Below are 19,155 nucleotides of genomic sequence, written 5' to 3' on the forward strand. Positions count from 1 at the left end.
GAATTTATCATACAAATTCCGGAACGCATGAAAACTTTCCGCTTAGACGCGGTCGCTCCTCCTTGGAATGGCCTCGGTAGAGGTTTTCTTAAGTGGAGACGGACAGTGAATCCCCCATGCTGGCGTGTCAGAGTCGAAGAGAACTGTGCTTTTTCTTCTCCTCCACTATGTTGACTCAAACCAAAAGGAAAAGAAAAAGGCTCCTCATAGGTCTTTCTTATCGGCTAAACGAACGATTTAGGAGGCAAAACCATGGTTAATTACGACGCAATGGAATACCCATATGCATCGAAGCGTGTGACGACTTTTGCCAAGAACGGTATGGTGGCGACCTCACAGCCACTGGCGGCACAAGCAGGTCTCGATATTTTGAAAAAGGGCGGAAATGCGGTGGATGCAGCGATTGCAACGGCTGCGTGTCTGACTGTAGTAGAACCGACCTCGAACGGCATTGGGGGAGACGCATTTGCCCTCGTGTGGATCAAAGACGAGCTGCATGGACTGAATGCAAGCGGACCTGCTCCACAAGGAATCTCCATCGAGGCATTAAAAGCAAAAGGTCTGGAAGAAATGCCGACCTACGGCTGGACCCCTGTTACGGTGCCTGGTGCGCCTGCTGCCTGGGCCGCCTTGTCCAAACGTTTCGGACGCCTTCCGCTGACAGAGGTTTTGCAGCCAGCGATTGATTATGCGGAGGAGGGGTATCCGGTATCGCCGACATTGGCGCATTATTGGCATGCCGCGCATAAAAAGTTTTCCCAGCAATGCAAAGGGGAAGAGTTCGCGCATTGGTTCTCTACCTTTACACCAGATGGCAAAGTGCCAAAAGCGGGCGACATCTGGAAGTCGCCAGGTCATGCGGAGACGCTGCGTCAAATCGCAGAAACAAATGCAGAGAGCTTCTATCGCGGAGAGCTGGCAGACAAGATCGACGCGTTCTCCCGTGAGTGCGGCGGCTATTTGCGCAAAGAAGACCTGGCTGCTTATGAGCCGGAATGGGTGAAGCCGATTGGAGTCAACTACCGTGGCTATGATGTGTGGGAGATCCCGCCGAATGGGCAAGGAATGATCGGTCTGATGGCCCTGAATATTCTGAAGGGCTTTGATTTTGACGCAAAAGACACAATAGAAACGTATCACAAGCAAATCGAAGCGATGAAGCTGGCCTTTGTAGATGGATTGAAGTACATCACAGAAGAGAGCAAAATGAACGTTTCTAAGGAAGCATTGTTGTCAGAGGAATACGCTGCCACTCGACGTGCACTGATTGGTCATGAAGCCTTGACGCCTGAGCCGGGTCAGCCGAAAACGAGCGGCACGGTCTATTTGGCCACTGCTGACGGTGAGGGCAACATGGTTTCCTTTATCCAAAGCAATTACATGGGCTTTGGTTCTGGGGTAGTTGTGCCGGGGACAGGGATCGCCATGCAAAACCGGGGTCATAACTTCTCGCTGGACCCTGCTCATGACAATTGCTTGGAGCCAGGCAAAAGAACGTTCCACACCATAATCCCAGGCTTCTTGACGAAGGATGGAAAAGCAGTGGGGCCATTCGGCGTAATGGGCGGCTTCATGCAGCCGCAAGGACATGTGCAGGTGGTTATGAACACGATCGACTTCCATCTCAATCCGCAAGCTTCGCTCGATGCGCCGCGCTGGCAGTGGGTGGAAGGCAAAACGGTGGAGCTGGAGCGTCATTTCCCGGAGCATTTGGCACAAGCTCTGGAGCGCAGAGGCCATACGATCAAGTGGGCGCAGCTCGGCAATTACTTCGGACGTGGTCAAATCATTTGGCGTGATGAAAATGGTGTGCTGAGTGGTGGAACGGATATGCGCGCAGACAGCAGTATTGCTGCTTGGTAAGGAACTAAAATACTTTTTTCAGACATAATGCCAGAGCTTGCTGCTGACATTATGTCTGAGTTTCATCTAAAACAAGAAAATCCACGCGTACTCCCTCTTTTGGCCAAGCTTCTACAATATAATCATTGTTTTTCCTCACAATGGCAGCATGACCGTGATTCCAACCACTTGTTTCGTTGTCATAAGTAATAAGTATATCACCAACAGTCCCCATTTTTCCGCTCGATGCAAGGGCTGTTAGCTTGGCTTGTTCATTTTGAATTTCTTTATATTTTTCAGGTGCATTTTTCTTTAAGTCATCCAAATTATTAATTTCTTGTCTTTTTTTCGCTTTACTTCTTTGCTCTTTATTGAATTTTGTTTCCTTTTCTTCCTTTGCTAACTCCTCTTGTACTTCAGAAGATGTTAAGTCTAAAAGCCCTACCTGAGTACCATTGGAAGCATGAGCAAAAATGGGGAGGCTAGAAATGCTGAGGGCTGTGATAGTGAGAGCAATAAGCTTATTTTTGAAATGCACTAAGAACAACTCCTTTGAATAAATTAATACTAACCGGTTAGTATTTGTAATGCAATATAGCATGAGAGGGATATGGAGTAAATAGAATATTGTCAAAAAAGGGAGTATATGTAAAATGGATAAAGTAAGCAAACATGCGCAAAAAAGCAACGAATCTTATCAAAGGTTGATGGATGCAGCTTTCAAGGTTTTTGGGCAATATGGCTATGAAAAAGCTTCGATTGATTTATTGGCAAAGGAGGCTGGATATACAAAAGGGACATTTTATTTGCACTTTAAAAGTAAAGAAGACTTCTTTTTAGAATTTATGGATCATAAGTTGTCAGTTTATAAGCAGAATTTTCTACCTTTGTTAAATTCCAATACCACCTTTGAAAGCATAATTAGTCAAGGCATAAATATATTCTATAAGTTAAGCAATGAAGATAATTGGATTCCGCTTTTTTTTGAATTTTGTTCTATTGCTGTTAGGAATGAAAACGTCAAAGAGAGGATGTCTATCTATTATCGGGAATGGTTTAAATTAATATGTATGGTCTTGGAAAAGGGGAAACAAGCTAATAAACTTTCTGCAAATCTAGATTTGGATATAACTTCAAGAAAGATAGTTGCCGTACTTGATGGATATAATCTTCAAAATAGCTTTGTTTCGAATGGTTATTCGCTCGATGAAGTAGAGCAACTGATCAAACAAATCCTGGAGCTTGACTGATGGAAAGGAGGGCTACCATGGAAACCTTACCTCCATGGGTGTGGAATGTCTATTATATATTTATTCTCATAACAATAATCAGTAGTATTGTGTATCTAATTCGGAAACGGCGTACCCTTTTTTCGGTGATCACTCTATTTTTCTCTATTTTCGGTCCAATTGTATTTTTTTTGCAGTCTTTGGTGCGCGGTTCTGGTACGGAAATTGATAACCTGTTGTCCGAACTTACCCAAGGGGAAATATGGGCATGGTTTGTTATCCTTGCTTTTATAGAAATAGTTGCGTGGTATCTCACACTTGCTAAAGATCTTCTTGGTAAAAGGGAACAAAAGAACAATCTTAGAACGTAAGGAAAATCGTAATGAGCTTAAGGTCAAAACTTCTCGCTGGGCCCTGCTCACGACAATTGCCTGGAGCCTGGCAAAAGGACATTTCACACGAGTAATCCGGGCTTCTTGACGAGGTAGATAGTAGAATAGTAGGAAGAAGAACAGGGATTAGTTGCCGTATAGGTAACTGTCCCTGTTCTTCTATTTTGTCTGTTGTTCAGAAATTGTTGAGATGATCCTAGTAGAATGGGTAAAGCTACGGAATAGAGGGCTTTGTGCCTATGAAAATAAAAGGTAATAGGCAATAGTTTTGGTTGGTACTGTTATTAGGAATATATTACTATAATAAAATAGTCCAAAGGGTATATGGATAGGATGGGAGACAGCGTTTTTGGATGAATAGCATTCTGATTGTTGATGATACGGCGTTTACGAGACATGTGCTGCGGAACATATTTGAGTCGTTAGGATTGCATGTCGTTGCGGAAGCTGCTTCGGGAGAGGAGGCTGTTAGAAATTACTGCTTGTACAAACCATCACTCGTCACGATGGATATCACCATGCCCGGCATGAACGGTTTGACTGCTTCACGCAAAATTATGGAGTTGGACAAGGATGCCAAGATCATTATTTGCTCAGCAGTGTCTAGGAACGATACTGTCATCAAGGCGATTCAGGCAGGGGCGCGGGATTTCATAGCGAAGCCGCTGCAACTGGAGCGAATCGAATGGGCTGTCCAAAAAGTGTTGGGAACAGGGGTAGATGTCCGTCGTGGGGATAGACAGGTGAAACAAATAGCTGAGGTGTTAGTATGAAAGTCTTGATCACAGGTGGTTATGGGTTCATCGGTTCTTTTGTCGCGGAGAGATTTTATAAGGAAGGGTATAAAGTTTTCATCCTCGACAATCTCAGTTCAGGCAATCAGAGGAACGTCACATTTCCGCATAAGGCATACGAACTGGATGTAGCGGATAAAAAATGTGATGAAGTATTTAAAAGCAACAGGTTCGATGTCGTCGTACATTTAGCGGCTCAAGTGAGTGTTGCTGCATCCATGGAAGATCCTTTGCTGGATACGAATACGAACATTCTTGGACTCGTGAATATGCTGAAGCTATCGAGCAAATATGGCGTGTCCAAATTTATTTTTGCGTCATCAGCCGCCGTTTACGGCATGAATGAAAATACACCGTTACTTGAAGATTCAGCGTGTGATCCGGTATCTGTTTACGGAATAAACAAGCATATTGGCGAATTGTATTGCCGCAAATGGACGGAAATGTACGGCTTGCGAACGGCAGCCTTTCGCTTGGCAAATGTGTATGGCCCCAGACAAAGTTCAGTAGGGGAAGGCGGCGTCATCTCTACTTTTTTAACCCAGATCAACCATGGGAAAGAAATCGTTTTGCACGGGGATGGCAGCCAAACGAGAGATTTTATTTATGTAGAGGATGTAGCTGATGCCATTTTCCGTTCCGTTACCACGGATGATACCGGTGTGATGAATTTGTCTACGAATCAGGAGAGCAGTATTAATGAGCTGATTGACATTCTCGGGGCTAACCAGCCTCTCCAGGGAATATTACACAGGGAGAAACGCCCAGGAGACGTGGATAAGTCGGTTTTGGACAATTCGCGGGCAAAGAGAAGACTAGACTGGGTTCCGATGTATTCATTGGCAGAGGGACTGGAAAAAACGGCGCAGTGGTATCAAGCGACCATCGCAGAGAAAGAACAAGAGCAGGAGAGCGAAGCGAAGAAAACGATCCAATGGCTCCATTCATGGGATGCAAGGCCGTACATAGAGAACATTCTTGCTTTCCTTCTGGTGATTTTCGCCACAGTTGGAACGGTTAATAGCGGTGTCTTTGATCTCAAGCTGATTTACATCGTGTTGATTGGCGCTATTTACGGAACGAAGCAATCCCTCTTGTCTGTCATCCTGGCTTGTGGACTTTTCATCGGAGAAAGCCTGCATAACGGTCGCGATGTCGTATCGCTCTTATATGACGCGAATGTTCTGTTTCATATCGCTGTCTACTTTATTATCGGGATTGCCGTCGGTTATTCCATCGACAAACGAAACAGGGACGTATTGTCAAAGGAGCTGCAAAGGCAAGCCATTGAAGAAAAGTATGATTTTTTAAAGGACATTTACAATGATGTGCTGTTGGTCAAGCAAGAATTGCAGCAGCAGATCGTGAATTCGGAAGACAGCTTCGGAAAAATCTACAACATTACCAAGGAGTTGGACAGTCTCGAGCCTGAACGCGTATTGCAGAAATCAGTTAAGGTATTGGAAAGAATCATGAAGTCCGATGAGATCGCCATTTATACAATGAATCAAAATGGCTCTTTCTTGCGATTGATGGCCAAATCGAATAAAGCGGGCTTTGATCTGCCACGCTCGCTGAAAATGAGTGAGCATGCTTATCTTACTGAATTAATGACAGGGAAGAAGATCATCGTGAATAAAGAGATGCGTCACGACATGCCCCTTATAGCAGCTCCTATTTTTGACAAGGGAAAAATAGTTGCGGTGGTCACATTGCAACAGCTCGGATTTGAAAATTTCACCATGTACACCCAAAACCTGTTCCAAGTCGCCGTTCAATTGATCTCATCCGCTTTGTCCCGTTCTCTCCGATACTTAAACTCCACACAAAAGGACCGCTACCTGAAAGATACCTCTATCCTGATTCCTGCTTATTTTTCAGCAATGGTGAAGAACAAAAGGGATGCCAAGCAACAATTGAACACCGACTTTACCCTCTTGGCAGTGGATTTTGGGCAAATGGATCTTCAGACACTTTCTACCTACATCGCCAGTTCTCTTCGCGAAGCAGATTATATGGGAATGGACGAAGCAGGAGATGTCTATATTATTCTCTCCAATTCCAATGAGCAGGAAGCCAATATCGTGATTGATAGACTTGGTAGACTCGGTATTGCTTCGAGAATTGTGCAGGAAAAAGATCAGGATCGCTTCTCCTTGAAGGATGGGGCCTATGCTTAATCTAGTCCTCCTCCTCCATGTCTTGGTGTCTGTTGGTTACAGTTGGGTGCAAAGCCGCGGCAAAAACAAGCAGGTGCTTATTATGCGAATGCTTGTTACTGGCTTTCTTCCCATTTTTGGACTCTTGTTATTGGGGATTACCGATGTGTACAAACGAACATCGAAAAAGAATGTGAATGAACTGATGCTAGAGAGCGATTTGCTGAAACTAGCGGAAGGATCGAATATTTTCCGAAGAGCGGACATGGAAAAGGAAATGAACATCGTACCGGTTGAGGACATTTTGTTTTTGAACGACACTAGCACGCGCCGAAAGATGCTGATCGATGTCTTGAAAGAGCAGACCATATGGCAGATCGGCACACTGGAGACAGCTTTGCAAAACGAGGATTCGGAAACGGTTCACTACGCGGCAGCCGCTCTAACGGAAATGCGGCGCAACCTTCAGCTTCAACTGCAGGATTTATCAGTGAAATACGAGGAGAACAAGCAGGATCTTGAGGTTTTACGCGCCTACGCAGACGTTTTGAAGAAGTATCTGGACAGTTCACTCATTGATCAACGCACCTTTGTGAAATACAGCTACACGTATTCGTTTGTTCTGGAGTCATTATTGGACATTTATCAGGAAGAAGAAAGCTATTTTGTGGACAAGATCAATTGCGAGCTGGTGAACCAGTCCTATGAAAAAGCCGCACAGTACTGTCAATTGTTTCATGAGTATCATCCGGGAAGCGAGCAGCCATATGTCATGTCGCTTAAGCGCTTCTTTACGATCAGAGACTACGCAGGTTTTGTGGCAGAAATGAATCGGTTAAAAAGCTCGTCGGTTAAAATCTCCCACGCTACGCTGATGATGATCCGCTACTGGAACAATCAGGAAGATGATGAGCAAGACAGCACTTGGGAGGAAGTCGCTGTTGCACAGGAAACAGAGACGATTTCGAAAGAGATGAGCGATACAAAATGAGAATGACAAGGTACACGAGAAGGAAAAGGGACAGAGAAAAGGACAGAGAGTGGAGCAAGGCGAGGTCCAACGATATTTCCCTGAAAAAAAACATCTACATCATTCTGATCTTTGTGGCGATTCTGGGGATCACCATAGAAGCTACCCGATCTCAGTTCATCCTTCAGGTAAGCAGCAATAAAGCGGGAGGCTCGGGAATGCAGACTGACGAGCCGAAGCAAAACGCGATCAGTCAGGAGGAAATCGCCAAGCTAGCAAGGGAGAAATTCCTTATTCTGCAAGATTCCAAGGATGAGAGCAGCATGGCAATCGCGAGGAATATGGAGCAAGTGCTGCAGTATATGAAAAAGGAGTACGATCTCGCTGACGTTAAGCAGTTCTCGAAGCCCGATCCCCAATACATGACGGTCATTGTCACCATAGAAAATCTGGGCATGTTAGCTAATCTGGATGCGATGATGCAATATGCGCACAATGGTGGAAATGTGTTTTTTTCACGTATGCCTGAATACAATGACAGCTTGTACCGTATATACCGAAAACTAGGGATCAATTCCATCAACCCCCCTATTGTGACAAACGGCATTCAGATGACATCCAATCTCTTGATCCAAGGAGAAGATGCAAAAATCGGCGCAGAATTCATTGAGAATTCCTCGATTCCTGTAGAGCTGGATAGGCAAGCGAAGGTTCACGCTGTTTCTGCCGAGAATATGCCACTGCTATGGGAGACCCAGTATGGACAGGGAAAGGTCATGGTCTATAACGGGACGAATATGCAATCTGCAATGAACAGAGGACTTATTGCTGGTAGCATCAGTTCACTGAATCAAGATTTCATGTACCCCATTTTCAATATGAAAGTCATGTATATTGACGATTTTCCGGCTCCTTTTCGCCAGGGGATCGAGCCGAGTATTTACCGAGAGTACCGCAAAGATATTCCCAGCTTCTTTCGGGATGTGTGGTGGCCGGACATGATCAAGCTTGCTGCCGATTACGATGTGACCTACACGGGAGCTATTATCAAAACCTACAATAATCGAGTTGCCGCCCCCTTCACAGATACAGAAGGAACGGATTCAAACAATCTGATCACGTACGGCAGGGATTTGTTGAAATTGGGTGGCGAATTGGGCATCCATGGATACAACCATCAATCGCTGGTAACCGATCAGGCGACGGCGAGCCATTACGAGTATAAGGCTTGGCCTGATGAAGCAAGCATGGCTGAGTCGCTTGCGTACCTGGACGATTATATCAAGAAGGTTTTCTCGTCGTATGACATACAGGTGTATGTTCCACCTTCCAACGTGATGGGAGAGGAAGGGCGTCGAGCGCTGAAAAAGTCCTTCCCTGATCTGAGGATCATTGCCTCCTTGTATGCGGAATCAGACAGTACACACGAATACATCCAGGAGTTTTCCGTGGCCGAAGATGGCATTATAGAGCTGCCCCGTATTACCTCCGGATACAGTCGCACAGACATTCATGATTGGTACATAACGAATGCGATCACATCCATCGGTGTTTTTTCTCATTTTGTTCATCCAGACGATGTGTTGGACAAGGGGAGAAGCAATAACAAGTCGTGGCCGGAATTGGTAAAAGACTTTCAATTCATGCTGGAAGAAATTTACGAGCAGTATCCATGGTTACGTAGTCAGACTGCTTCCGAAGCTGCAGCAAGCCTTAAGAGCTATGTGCAAACGGATGTGTATATCACGCATACGGATAAAAAAATGACAGGCTACATGAACAATTTCTCCGGCGAAATGTATTACATCTTGCGGACAAACAAAAAAATAACGAGCTTGGTCAATTGCACGGTAGAAAAAATAGAGGAAGGCGCCTATCTCGTGCATGCAACGGGTGCCAAATTTGAAATAGGACTGGAAGAGTAAGCGATGAAAATTTGTCTGATTGCCGAAGGCTCTTACCCTTATATTACAGGGGGTGTCTCTAGCTGGATTCATTCCTTAATCGCTAGCATGCCAGAGCATGAGTTTATCATTTATGCGATTGGTGCAGAAGAGAAAAACAGGGGGAAATACGTCTACCAGCTCCCCTCGAATGTGATAGAAATTAGAGAGGTATTTCTGGATGCCTATCTGAAAGAAGAGGCTGCACCGGGCAAGCGTCTGGGTCTGACTGAGGATGAGCAGCAAGCGTTGCTTTCGTTGCTTGATGGGAGCAAGGGAGACTGGCGTGCTCTTTTTTCCGTGTTGTCGGGGAGTAAGGTGCCATCCGTAGCTGAGTTGCTTACAAGCAAGGACTACTTCGAGGTAATCCAGCGGCTTTGTGAGGAAAAATACCCGCAAATTCCTTTTACTGAAATGATTTGGATGATTCGTTCGATGGTCTTGCCGTTATGCCTGGTCATTCAAAACGGCATGCCAGAAGCGGATCTGTATCACAGTGTTTGCACGGGATATGGCGGTGTAGCAGGGAGTCTTGGGAAGTATCTGCATGCAAAGCCGTTTTTGCTGACGGAGCATGGAATCTATACCCGCGAGCGGGAAGAAGAAATTATCAAGGCAAACTGGATCAAGGGTCACTTTAAGGACATTTGGATCGACTACTTTCATAATCTTTCTGCATGTGCCTACTCCTACGCGGATGAGGTAATCACGTTGTTTGAGCGAAACAAGGAAATTCAGATCGAGCTAGGCTGTGATCCTTCCAAAGTATCCGTGATCCCGAACGGTGTAAAAGTGAGTGATTATGCTGACATCGTGGAAGAAAAAAAGGACGACACAATCACCATTGGTGCTGTTGTCCGCGTGGTACCCATCAAGGATATTAAAACAATGCTGCAAAGCTTCGGACTCGTCAAAGAACAAGTACCACACGCACGCTTTGTTATCATGGGCCCGACGGATGAAGACGAGGAATACTACACAGAATGCCTGCAATTGGTCGACAGCCTGCAACTGGAGGAGGTTACGTTTACGGGTGCGGTCAATGTGAAACAGTATCTCGGTAAAATGGACATGCTTGTTTTGACCAGCATCAGTGAAGGTCAACCGCTCGTTATTTTGGAAGGGATGGCATGCAGAAAGCCTTTCGTCACAACGGACGTGGGAAGCTGTCGGGAATTGTTGTACGGCAATGGTGACAACTATGGCAACGCAGGGATAACGGTACCCGTCATGCATTTTACTCAAATTGCCCAAGCAATCATTACGTTGTGTCAAAACGAGCCATTGAGACGCCGTATGGGCAGATGCGGTTTCCAGAGAGTGTCTGCTATTTACACACATGAGAACTTCTTGGCGGGATATCGCAATATGTATCGGAAATACGAGGTGTAAGAAACATGGCGGGCATTGGCTTTGAACTGAAGAAAATGTTTGGGAATAGAGGGTATTTGTCCAGTGTGAAGGCGTATGCATTTTCTTCGCTGGTGACAGTTGGACCGATGCTGATTTGTATGGTCATAATCACGGTGCTACAACAAATCCTCCTTCAATTAAATGTAAGCTATTTGGAAAGGATGTCTTTTCTAGCAGCTGTTGTTTATGCATTCGTGTTTTCGCTGTTAATTACCTGCGGCTTTTCAATGGTCATTTCTCGCTATATTGCAGACAAAATTTACTTGCGTGAGTATAACGACATCATTGCTTCTTTGTATGGAGTTATCGCTGTTTGCCTGGGCTTGGGGGGAATTCTCGGCGGTGCTTTTTACTGGCTCGCTCCTTTGCCGTCTGGCTTTAAGCTCGTGGCCTACCTTCTTTTTGTGGAACTGATCGTCGTTTGGCTGCAATCCGCCTATTTGTCTGCATTAAAGGATTATATGCGCATTATTCGCGGGTATTTGGCGGCTGTTGCCTTTACGCTTCTGGCTGCGTTTCTACTGTCGATTCTGACTGAAATGGAAAAAGGAATCGCAATGCTGATTTCTTTGGATATTGGCTTTTTTATCATGATCGTTCTGTCGATGGTTCATCTGGAGAGCTATTTCCCGAAGCGAGAGAGGAACTACTTTGATTTCCTGAAGTATGTAAAAAAGTACCCAAGTCTGCTGGGCGTGGGTCTCTTTTGCTCTCTCGGTTTTTATGTGCACCATTTTATTTATTGGCTGGGGAGTCCGCTTCAAGAAGTCGTAGCGGATACTTACGTGATCGCGCCTTTTTATGATGTGCCTGCGTTCTACGCCTCCTTGAGCATATTGCCTACGATGGTCATGTTTGTTGTATCTGTGGAGACCGCTTTTTATGAGAAGTATCGAGCGTATTACGGGACGATATTGGGCACAGGCTCAGTGCAGGATATCAAGCGGGCAAAGACAGACATGGTCCAAACACTGATGCAAGAGCTCAGCTTCATGATGGAAGTGCAGCTGTTCTTTTCCTTCGTTGCATTAGCTCTGGGCATTACGCTGCTTCCGCACATCGGTTTTACGTCCGAGCAGATGGAGCGGTACAACATCCTGGTTATAGCGGGATACTTGTACGCTGTTATGTTTGTAATCGTACTGATGCTGCTCTATTTTGACGATCGGAAGGGGGCGCTTGCGGTGACGACCTTATTTCTCGTGAGTACGTTTGTCATCACTATAGCGATGCTGCCCCTTGAGAACTACGGTTTTTCATTTTTTATTGCTTCGTTTCTTGCGCTGGTAGCCAGTCTCGGCAGGCTGATCTATTACTTGAAAAATATCGATTATTACACCTATTGCCTACAGCCGCTCTTTGTCAAAGGAAAGCGAATGGAATAGATGGGGACTGATGGATTGGGGAGGACTTAGGTTGAAGAAAAAACGATTCATGCTGAGCTTGCTCGTAGCATTAGGAGTTGTATCGACTGGTTGTACTCAGGATGTGCCTGAACGGCCAGTGTCAGATACCTCGGCAGCAACGAGCCAGATGGCACCAACTCAGCAGATGAATGAGGGTCTGATTGAGAATAGAAGCGTATACGATCAGGATGTGGATGGGAGCATCGTCCATTTGTATGTGACGATAGTCAACGAAGAAAATTCGAAACTGAAGACGACTACCTTTACGGAACTCAATGTAGCTCCTAGCGGACGGAATGAAAAGGGGGAAGATCTGCAAGCCAAAGTCATTATGCAGGAAGGGACGGCGGAGGGGCCAATTCAAGGCTACTTTGGTTTTGGCGAGACGAGAGCGAACGGAACGATTGAGCTACGGGGGGAATCGAGCAGGAGAGCGGAACAAAAATCGTACAAAATCCGTTTGTTCGACAGTGCCGGATACTGGCGGGATCAACGCAACATCAACTTAAGCAAGCACAAGTCTGACATGACGCGTGTTCGACAAAAGCTTAGCTTTGATTATTTCGAGCAGATACCGAATATGACCAGCTTGCGGACGCAGTTCGTTCAAGTGAAAATCAAGGATTTGACCAAAAAAAATCCGGACCGGGACTTTGTAGACTACGGTCTGTTCACTCAAATTGAACAGCCAAACAAAACATTTTTGCAGGCGCACGGATTGGACCGGAACGGGAACTTGTACAAGGCAATTGATTTCGAGTTCCATCGCTACGAGGATCAGATCAAGCTGGCAACCGATCCTACTTACGACAAAAAAGCATTTGATAAAATTTTGGAGATCAAAGGCAGTGAGAACCATGAAAAGCTCATTGCCATGCTGGAGGATCTCCATAATCCTGCAATGAATACGCAGGACTTTTTGGACAAGCATTTTGATCGGGAGAACTACTATACATGGCTTGCATCCAACCTGTTGATGGGGAATCACGACGCGGCTGTTCACAATTTTTATTTATACAGCCCAAGCAACTCGAACAAATGGTATTTCCTCCCGTGGGACTATGACTCAACATGGGGATTTTTCGAAGAAGAGCTCAAGCGCAGTCCAGAAAAAGGGCTCGGTCAATGGCAATTTGGCCTCTCCAACTACTGGGTGTCAAACCTGCATCGCCGCATTTTCAAAGATCCGGAAAACATCAAGGCGCTAAACGAAAAGGTTGAAGAAGTCAGCAAGATCATTACGAAAGAGCAAACGGAAAAATACTTGAAGAGCTATTATCCGATTGTGAGCAAGTACGTTCTGCAACAACCTGATTTATATAATTTGCCGTTGGATGTTTCCTATTTTCACAATGAGCAAGCACTTCTCTCTGGTGAACCGGAGCGTAATAAGAAGAGGTACTATGAACGCCTAGAGAATCCGATGCCCTTTTTTATGGGGGAGCCAAGAAAAGAAGGAGACAAGCTCATTTTTTCCTGGGACCATTCCTATGACCTGCAAGGAGACGATCTGACCTACGATTTTGCCGTCAGTTACGATCCTGCGTTTACGAAGATACACACACAGGCAAAGGGGCTGACAGGAGTCCAATACACGATAAATGATCCGGGAAAAGGCCGCTTTTTCTGGCGCGTGATTGTACGGGACAGCAAAGGGAATACACAGACGGCATTTGACAGAGTAGAGCCGGAGGATGCGATATATCATGGGGTGAAGGAGTTCATATTGAAATGAAAGGAATCCAGAGTACTGGCATTCAGCTCGGCAACAAGCGATTGCGGCATGAGTTGAAGTATTATCTTCGGCTGAGTCATTACGAGCCGCTACGGCAGAAATTGCGGTTGATCGCAACTCCTGACCCCTATTCTGTAAGTGAGGAAGGGTATCATATTCGCAGTCTGTATTTTGATGACTATCACGATACGGCCCTCTATGAAAAAAACTATGGGGTTTTTCAAAGAAAGAAGTACCGCATCCGCATCTACAACAAAAGCGATACGGTCATCAAGATGGAGCGAAAGAGCAAGTTTGGCGGATACATTTGCAAAGAATCAGCGTCGATTACGCGGGAAGAGTATGAGCGGATTTTTGCAGGTGATGTTGATTTTCTGCGCGAGACAGAAAGTGCTGTGCTGCGAGATTTTTATTTGTCGTGCAAGAATCATCTGTTTCGGCCTCGCGTCATTACGGATTATGTTCGAGAGGCGTATTTGGTGAGAGAAGGGAATGTCCGAATTACATTTGATAAGTACTTGAAGGCAAACGTTAATTCACTCGATATTTTTGATGAACACATCATGATGGTCAGAGCGATTCATCAGCCCATGATGATCATGGAAGTGAAGTACGATCAGTTCCTGCCATTCAATATTAGACATTTGCTACAAAACCTGAGTAATCAGCGGTCGGCTATCTCCAAATATGTCATTTGCAGAGAGGAAACCAAAAAGTACCATAATCTTTAGTGTGAGGAGAAGTCGAGAAACTATGGACACGACCAATACGATTAATTTTCAAGATATCATCAAAAAAAGCGTCTTAAAAATGGACCAGTTCGCCAGCATCTCGATCATTGATACCATCATAGGTCTTGTGCTGTCGGGATTGCTTGGTTTGTTCATCTACTATATTTACAAGAAAACGTTTCGTGGCGTCGTCTATACGCACACCTTTAACATCACGCTGGTGGCCATGGCAATGCTTACTTGCCTGATTATCATGACGATTAGCACGAATATCGTGCTCTCTCTCGGGATGGTCGGCGCATTGAGCATTGTGCGGTTCCGTACCGCCATCAAAGACCCGTTGGATATTGTCTTCATGTTTTGGTCTATCTCGGTAGGCATTGCGACGGGAGCAGGGGTGTACCCGGTTTCCGTTCTAGGATCTCTGGTGGTGGCGGCTGTCATTGTCGTATTATCCAAGCGACAAATGAGAGATGTTGCTTATCTGCTCATTATTACCTATCGGGATCAAGCCAATGACGGGGTCAAATACCAGCTGAACAAGCTAAAATACACTTTGAAATCAAAGACAGTCAACAAAGAGATGGTGGAATTGATTGTAGAAGTAAAAATCAAAGGAGATAATACGGCATTTGTTCAAGATATTTCAGAGGTAGAAGGTGTGAAAAACGTATCATTGGTCAGCTACGATGGCGATTATGCACCATAAATGATGCTACAAAAAATCCCTTTCTGACGACTCCTTTACAGGCTGTCAGGAAGGGATTTTTTCTTTGATGATCAGTCTCGTACTTGAACCTTGCCTAGTGTGTATCTTCCGTCCGCTCTTTTTCCTTCCATGGCAAATTGAATACCCGGTTCTTCCGTATGGGGATCGAGGATAGCCACACAGAGTGTGTATGTTCCTTCAGGTAAATCATCCGGGATTTCCAAGCTTTGCTTGACGGTTTTCTTGCCGGGAAGCCATTTGCGGATGTCTTCGTCCGTTTTGGTCTTGGTTACGATCTCGCCATCTTCATCCATGAGTGACAGCTCGAGAATCCACGGAAAATAAAAAGGAGCAACACCGCGGTTTTGCCAATCCATCGTTACAGCGAGGCTTTCTCCGGGCTCGATTGTTTTGGCATGTGTCTCTTTGGTGATGGAGAAGCGGTAGCCAATCGTGTTTAAAAAGCGGTCCAAATTTTGTTGTTGTTCGCCATCTTTTTCGAACTGTGCAGGGGTATTGGGGCCAAGCCAGCTAATATGCGAAGCTTTGGCTTGCGAGATCACCTGGTTAATGGAGGAGCGAGTAAAGTAGCTGTTTAACGAATCGGATGGAGAGAACTCTCCACCGCTTGGTGCATACTTCCAAAAATCAGGCATGGCAGGCATTTTTTCTTTGGTGAGCCAGGATACATAGCCCTTCTGTATCCAGGACAGGTAGCTGTCTGTATCATCTTTGTTGCCGAACATGTCGTTAAACAGGCCCAGTTTGTACTCCTTGGCGACTGGATGTGGTCTTCGCATCAGTAGCATGGAATCAGGGAATTTATCCAGATACGGTTGGACGTACTGATCGGTGATTTCTGTCGCAGGGAAAGGAATAGACGTATCTGTGTGCCATTCTCCCCAGTGACCGACGCTTCCCAGCTGTATGAAAGCAATGCGGGGATCGTCCTTGTAACGCTCGCCCAGAGCATCAATCAACTGTTTGTGGTATTTGATGACCAATGGATTGCTGTAGTTGGGACTATAGCCTTTGCCATAGTCGTTTCGATACCACTCGCCATCTTCAAAGTTGTCATTGTCCCCGCCGATCTCGTTGTATAGCCAATCCGGTATCTCCATGTCTGATTTGTTATCGGGAATATCCATAACGATACGGAGGATGAACTTGACATCTTTTTCTGTCCATTCTTCAAACCGGATCGCATCTTCTACCTCATCAAATGCATAATCCCCTTTGGTGGGCTCGAGCATCCTCCAGGTAAGATTGGCGTAGACGAGGGTGTGTTCTTGCTCATGATTACTCGTCCCTGAGTCGGGAGCCAGTCCCATATACGGGTTTTGGAGCACGTCTTGGGTTTGTTTTGGTGAATAGCTCGCCGTTCCATAACTGGAGGCGGCGGCAGAGGAAGGTAGAATGCAAAAAGTAGCGAGAAGTACGCTGTATAGACCACTTCTGATCTTCATGAGTGCCCCCTAGATCTTGTGAGAGAGTATCAATTACTTTCCTTCTGTCTCCTGTTTCCATATGTGATACCACTTGGTGATATGCTCGTTTGCAGCAGAGCCGAGTTCAGTCTCCCACCGAGAGGTCAGGAGTTGATACTGTTCTTCTACTGCCGCATGATCGTCCAAAGAAGCGTACAACTGCATCAAGATCATGTAGCTGTCTTCTTCAAGCGGGTGCAAATTCTGAATGCGTTGGTTGACGTTGATCGCCTCCCGTACTCTGCCATGTCCCAAATAAAAGCTGCTCATTGTTTTGGCGAGCTGCAGCCACATTCTGCGGAGTCTTTCCCGCTCATACTCTGCCCACAAATAGTCGTAGTCTCCGAAATAATCGCCTGTATACGTCGCGAGCACTTGCTCATACTCCTGGATATTGGCAAGAGAGAGGGGGAGTAATTGTTTGAGACGACTCTCCCATTCCTCCACATCGATCGTAGCCGAATCAATCGTCAGCTTATAGCCGCCTTCTAAATTCCCTTTGTTGATCGATATCGTTTGCAGACCATAGCGTTTCAAGGTTTGCCGGATGAGGTAAATCGTCGTATATAGCTGGGTCACGCCTTTGCTTCCGTCATAGTCCGGCCACAATAGCTCGATAATCGAATCCTTGTCGATCATCTTGTTGCGGTGATGCAATAAATACGCGAACAGCTCCCGGGCTTTATTCGTGCGCCACTTGATCTCTTGCGGCTCCTGATTCGGCTGGTGAAACAAAATACTATTGAAGCATTGGATGGAAACGACTGATTCTTCTTTAACAGGCGCGGCTTCTTTCGCGGACCTGATTCTCTCACGAAGACGGTCCATTGTCTTTTGCAAGCGTTGAAGCTGTACGGGCTTCATGATGTAATCCAGCGCGCACAGTTCAAAAGCATCAACGGCGTACTTATCGTACCCTGTGACAAATACGATCTCCGGGGAGTTATCGATTCCTTGCAGACGTTCTCCGATCTCCAGTCCACTGATGCGCGGCATATTAATATCTAAAAACACGACATCTGGTTGAAGGGATATTGCTTGATCGATCGCTTCGAGAGGATTGGTGTAGGCTCCGACTACCTTAACGCCGCCAACATCTTTTTCCAGCAATCGTTGCAGATGCATCAGGGGTAGTTGCTCGTCGTCTACCAATAAGGCTCTCATCCACTGTCTCTCCTTCAAAAATCGATAAAATACAACAGATTGTTCTGCGAATCTGATTTGTTCATACTTTCTACTCTATCACCAAAAGAGAGGTTATCCAAATCTTACGGTGGAAGGAAATGTGAATTTTTATCTAAGTGAATTGCGGTCATGCTTTTTATTATTCTTCGCCTAGGTCGCCTCCACTGTCAACTTCAGAATATGCTCCAACTCATCAAACGAGACAAACCGGGCTTGTCGGAACATTTCTTTTCCGTCCATAAACAGCAGGATCGCCGGAGCCGTAAATACGAGAAACTCACCGGAGAGATTAGGTATTTTTTCCATGGATGCAACCATACTTTTCACTTGTGGGTATTGTTTTAGCAGTTCTACCGTTCTTGCGTAGGTGACATCGCAAACGCCGCAGTTTGTCGTTTTAATGAACAGCAGGCTGAGGGGATGGCCCTCGATGTCTGTAAGCAGTTCAGTCAGTTCTAGATATTCCTGCACAGTTCTCCACCTCTTGTTTCGTCGTCCTCACACATCATCATCAGCTTAACCTACGATTCGACAGATTGAAAAGGAAAAACGTCCCGCACAATCTCAGGAAATAAAGAAATGAAAGCGATTTTCAGTAAAATACCTAAAAAAAATTGGGTATTTTTGCAACAATTTTCTAAAATCCTCCGTCTGTAATGGTGAATTTTTCCTAAAAAGCAGGAAGGAGGACATATGGTGTTATCCATGTATGTCATCATTCCCATTCTTTTCATAATGGCAGTCGCTATGTATACCGACCTACGCAGTCGTCTCATTTATGACTGGCTGACGCTCCCGGGAATCATTTATTTTCTCCTCGTGCATGCGTTCCTTCATCCGGAAAAATGGCTAACCTATGCGATAGGCGCTATCGTGCTGGGCGGAATCTCACTGCTCATGGCGGTGATCAGTAAAGGGCAGATGGGCGGAGGCGATATCAAGCTGCTGGCTCTGGTGGGAGCGGCGGTTGGATGGCAAGCGGGATTGATAGTACTCATGCTTACGTATTTGCTCGCGGGAGTCAGTGTACTTCCCATGTGGGTCATATCCAAGATGACGGGCAGAATGAAGATTGGCCGAGAGATACCACTGGCGCCATTTGTTGCTGGCGGAACCAGTTTGATGCTGGTCATGGTCATGTATTACTAGTCTTTTTCTCA

General features: G+C 45.6%; 17 protein-coding genes. 13 read left to right on the plus strand and 4 right to left on the minus strand.

Features of this window, described 5'->3' with window-relative positions:
• Positions 1–252 precede the first annotated feature (252 nt).
• A complete protein-coding gene (ggt, locus tag C7R94_RS18060) occupies positions 253–1,863 on the plus strand; it encodes a gamma-glutamyltransferase (RefSeq protein WP_106783418.1) in 1,611 nt (536 codons plus the stop codon).
• A 49-nt stretch (positions 1,864–1,912) separates the two neighbouring features.
• On the opposite strand, the gene C7R94_RS18065 is transcribed toward ggt, so the two are convergent.
• Positions 1,913–2,380, minus strand: coding sequence for a hypothetical protein (locus tag C7R94_RS18065; protein WP_106783420.1), 468 nt, complete (start codon positions 2,378–2,380; stop codon positions 1,913–1,915).
• 115 nt (positions 2,381–2,495) lie between these two features.
• Here C7R94_RS18065 and C7R94_RS18070 point away from each other — a divergent pair, with 115 nt between their 5' ends.
• From C7R94_RS18070 to C7R94_RS18125, 11 genes are all read left to right on the plus strand, one after another.
• Positions 2,496–3,092, plus strand: a complete 597-nt coding sequence (locus tag C7R94_RS18070; protein ID WP_047072402.1) for a TetR/AcrR family transcriptional regulator — start codon at positions 2,496–2,498, stop codon at positions 3,090–3,092.
• A 17-nt stretch (positions 3,093–3,109) separates the two neighbouring features.
• Entirely contained in the window at positions 3,110–3,442 is a 333-nt protein-coding gene (locus C7R94_RS18075) for a hypothetical protein (protein ID WP_047072400.1), read from the plus strand.
• Positions 3,443–3,816: 374 nt separating this feature from the next.
• Entirely contained in the window at positions 3,817–4,236 is a 420-nt protein-coding gene (locus C7R94_RS18085; protein ID WP_047072399.1) for a response regulator, read from the plus strand.
• Positions 4,233–6,437, plus strand: coding sequence for an NAD-dependent epimerase/dehydratase family protein (locus C7R94_RS18090; RefSeq protein WP_106783422.1), 2,205 nt, complete (start codon positions 4,233–4,235; stop codon positions 6,435–6,437). Before C7R94_RS18085 ends, C7R94_RS18090 begins: the two co-directional genes overlap by 4 nt.
• Positions 6,430–7,407: a hypothetical protein gene (locus tag C7R94_RS18095; RefSeq protein WP_106783424.1), complete on the plus strand. Its 978-nt coding sequence runs from the start codon at positions 6,430–6,432 to the stop codon at positions 7,405–7,407. Before C7R94_RS18090 ends, C7R94_RS18095 begins: the two co-directional genes overlap by 8 nt.
• On the plus strand, positions 7,404–9,311 hold the full coding sequence (locus C7R94_RS18100) for a DUF2194 domain-containing protein (RefSeq protein ID WP_233220596.1): 1,908 nt from the start codon (positions 7,404–7,406) through the stop codon (positions 9,309–9,311). The genes C7R94_RS18095 and C7R94_RS18100 overlap by 4 nt, the downstream gene beginning before the upstream one ends.
• A 3-nt stretch (positions 9,312–9,314) precedes the next feature.
• Positions 9,315–10,721 (plus strand): GT4 family glycosyltransferase PelF, encoded by a 1,407-nt coding sequence (gene pelF / locus C7R94_RS18105; RefSeq protein ID WP_106783426.1) that lies wholly within the window; start codon positions 9,315–9,317, stop codon positions 10,719–10,721.
• A 5-nt stretch (positions 10,722–10,726) separates the two neighbouring features.
• Positions 10,727–12,127 carry an exopolysaccharide Pel transporter PelG gene (gene pelG / locus C7R94_RS18110; RefSeq protein ID WP_047072391.1) on the plus strand — a complete coding sequence of 467 codons (1,401 nt, stop codon included), beginning with the start codon at positions 10,727–10,729 and terminating at the stop codon, positions 12,125–12,127.
• Positions 12,128–12,158: 31 nt separating this feature from the next.
• Positions 12,159–13,883 carry a CotH kinase family protein gene (locus tag C7R94_RS18115; protein WP_106783428.1) on the plus strand — a complete coding sequence of 575 codons (1,725 nt, stop codon included), beginning with the start codon at positions 12,159–12,161 and terminating at the stop codon, positions 13,881–13,883.
• Entirely contained in the window at positions 13,880–14,614 is a 735-nt protein-coding gene (locus tag C7R94_RS18120) for a polyphosphate polymerase domain-containing protein (protein WP_047072387.1), read from the plus strand. The genes C7R94_RS18115 and C7R94_RS18120 overlap by 4 nt, the downstream gene beginning before the upstream one ends.
• A gap of 22 nt (positions 14,615–14,636) precedes the next feature.
• Positions 14,637–15,323: a DUF4956 domain-containing protein gene (locus C7R94_RS18125; protein ID WP_106783430.1), complete on the plus strand. Its 687-nt coding sequence runs from the start codon at positions 14,637–14,639 to the stop codon at positions 15,321–15,323.
• A gap of 71 nt (positions 15,324–15,394) precedes the next feature.
• Here C7R94_RS18125 and C7R94_RS18130 read toward each other — a convergent pair whose 3' ends face one another.
• From C7R94_RS18130 to C7R94_RS18140, 3 genes are all read right to left on the minus strand, one after another.
• Complete coding sequence (locus C7R94_RS18130) at positions 15,395–16,789, minus strand: DUF4832 domain-containing protein (RefSeq protein ID WP_106783432.1); 1,395 nt, start codon at positions 16,787–16,789, stop codon at positions 15,395–15,397.
• A 33-nt stretch (positions 16,790–16,822) separates the two neighbouring features.
• On the minus strand, positions 16,823–17,974 hold the full coding sequence (locus C7R94_RS18135; RefSeq protein WP_106783435.1) for a response regulator: 1,152 nt from the start codon (positions 17,972–17,974) through the stop codon (positions 16,823–16,825).
• Between the two features lie 171 nt (positions 17,975–18,145).
• Complete coding sequence (locus C7R94_RS18140; protein ID WP_047072380.1) at positions 18,146–18,466, minus strand: thioredoxin family protein; 321 nt, start codon at positions 18,464–18,466, stop codon at positions 18,146–18,148.
• A gap of 222 nt (positions 18,467–18,688) precedes the next feature.
• On the opposite strand from C7R94_RS18140, the gene C7R94_RS18145 reads away from it, so the two are divergent.
• Positions 18,689–19,144, plus strand: a complete 456-nt coding sequence (locus tag C7R94_RS18145) for a prepilin peptidase (RefSeq protein ID WP_106783437.1) — start codon at positions 18,689–18,691, stop codon at positions 19,142–19,144.
• Positions 19,145–19,155: the final 11 nt, after the last annotated feature.

Source organism: Brevibacillus sp. NRRL NRS-603, from assembly GCF_003013445.1.
Lineage (GTDB): Bacteria > Bacillota > Bacilli > Brevibacillales > Brevibacillaceae > Brevibacillus > Brevibacillus formosus.

Coding starts and splice junctions, on each gene's coding strand:
- C7R94_RS18100 (WP_233220596.1), top strand. CDS start 7,404: ATGAGAATGACAAGGTACACGAGAAGGAAAAGGGACAGAGAAAAGGAC.
- C7R94_RS18135 (WP_106783435.1), bottom strand. CDS start 17,974: ATGAGAGCCTTATTGGTAGACGACGAGCAACTACCCCTGATGCATCTG.
- pelG (WP_047072391.1), top strand. CDS start 10,727: ATGGCGGGCATTGGCTTTGAACTGAAGAAAATGTTTGGGAATAGAGGG.
- C7R94_RS18120 (WP_047072387.1), top strand. CDS start 13,880: ATGAAAGGAATCCAGAGTACTGGCATTCAGCTCGGCAACAAGCGATTG.
- ggt (WP_106783418.1), top strand. CDS start 253: ATGGTTAATTACGACGCAATGGAATACCCATATGCATCGAAGCGTGTG.
- C7R94_RS18125 (WP_106783430.1), top strand. CDS start 14,637: ATGGACACGACCAATACGATTAATTTTCAAGATATCATCAAAAAAAGC.
- C7R94_RS18085 (WP_047072399.1), top strand. CDS start 3,817: ATGAATAGCATTCTGATTGTTGATGATACGGCGTTTACGAGACATGTG.
- C7R94_RS18145 (WP_106783437.1), top strand. CDS start 18,689: ATGGTGTTATCCATGTATGTCATCATTCCCATTCTTTTCATAATGGCA.
- C7R94_RS18130 (WP_106783432.1), bottom strand. CDS start 16,789: ATGAAGATCAGAAGTGGTCTATACAGCGTACTTCTCGCTACTTTTTGC.
- pelF (WP_106783426.1), top strand. CDS start 9,315: ATGAAAATTTGTCTGATTGCCGAAGGCTCTTACCCTTATATTACAGGG.
- C7R94_RS18095 (WP_106783424.1), top strand. CDS start 6,430: ATGCTTAATCTAGTCCTCCTCCTCCATGTCTTGGTGTCTGTTGGTTAC.
- C7R94_RS18070 (WP_047072402.1), top strand. CDS start 2,496: ATGGATAAAGTAAGCAAACATGCGCAAAAAAGCAACGAATCTTATCAA.
- C7R94_RS18075 (WP_047072400.1), top strand. CDS start 3,110: ATGGAAACCTTACCTCCATGGGTGTGGAATGTCTATTATATATTTATT.
- C7R94_RS18090 (WP_106783422.1), top strand. CDS start 4,233: ATGAAAGTCTTGATCACAGGTGGTTATGGGTTCATCGGTTCTTTTGTC.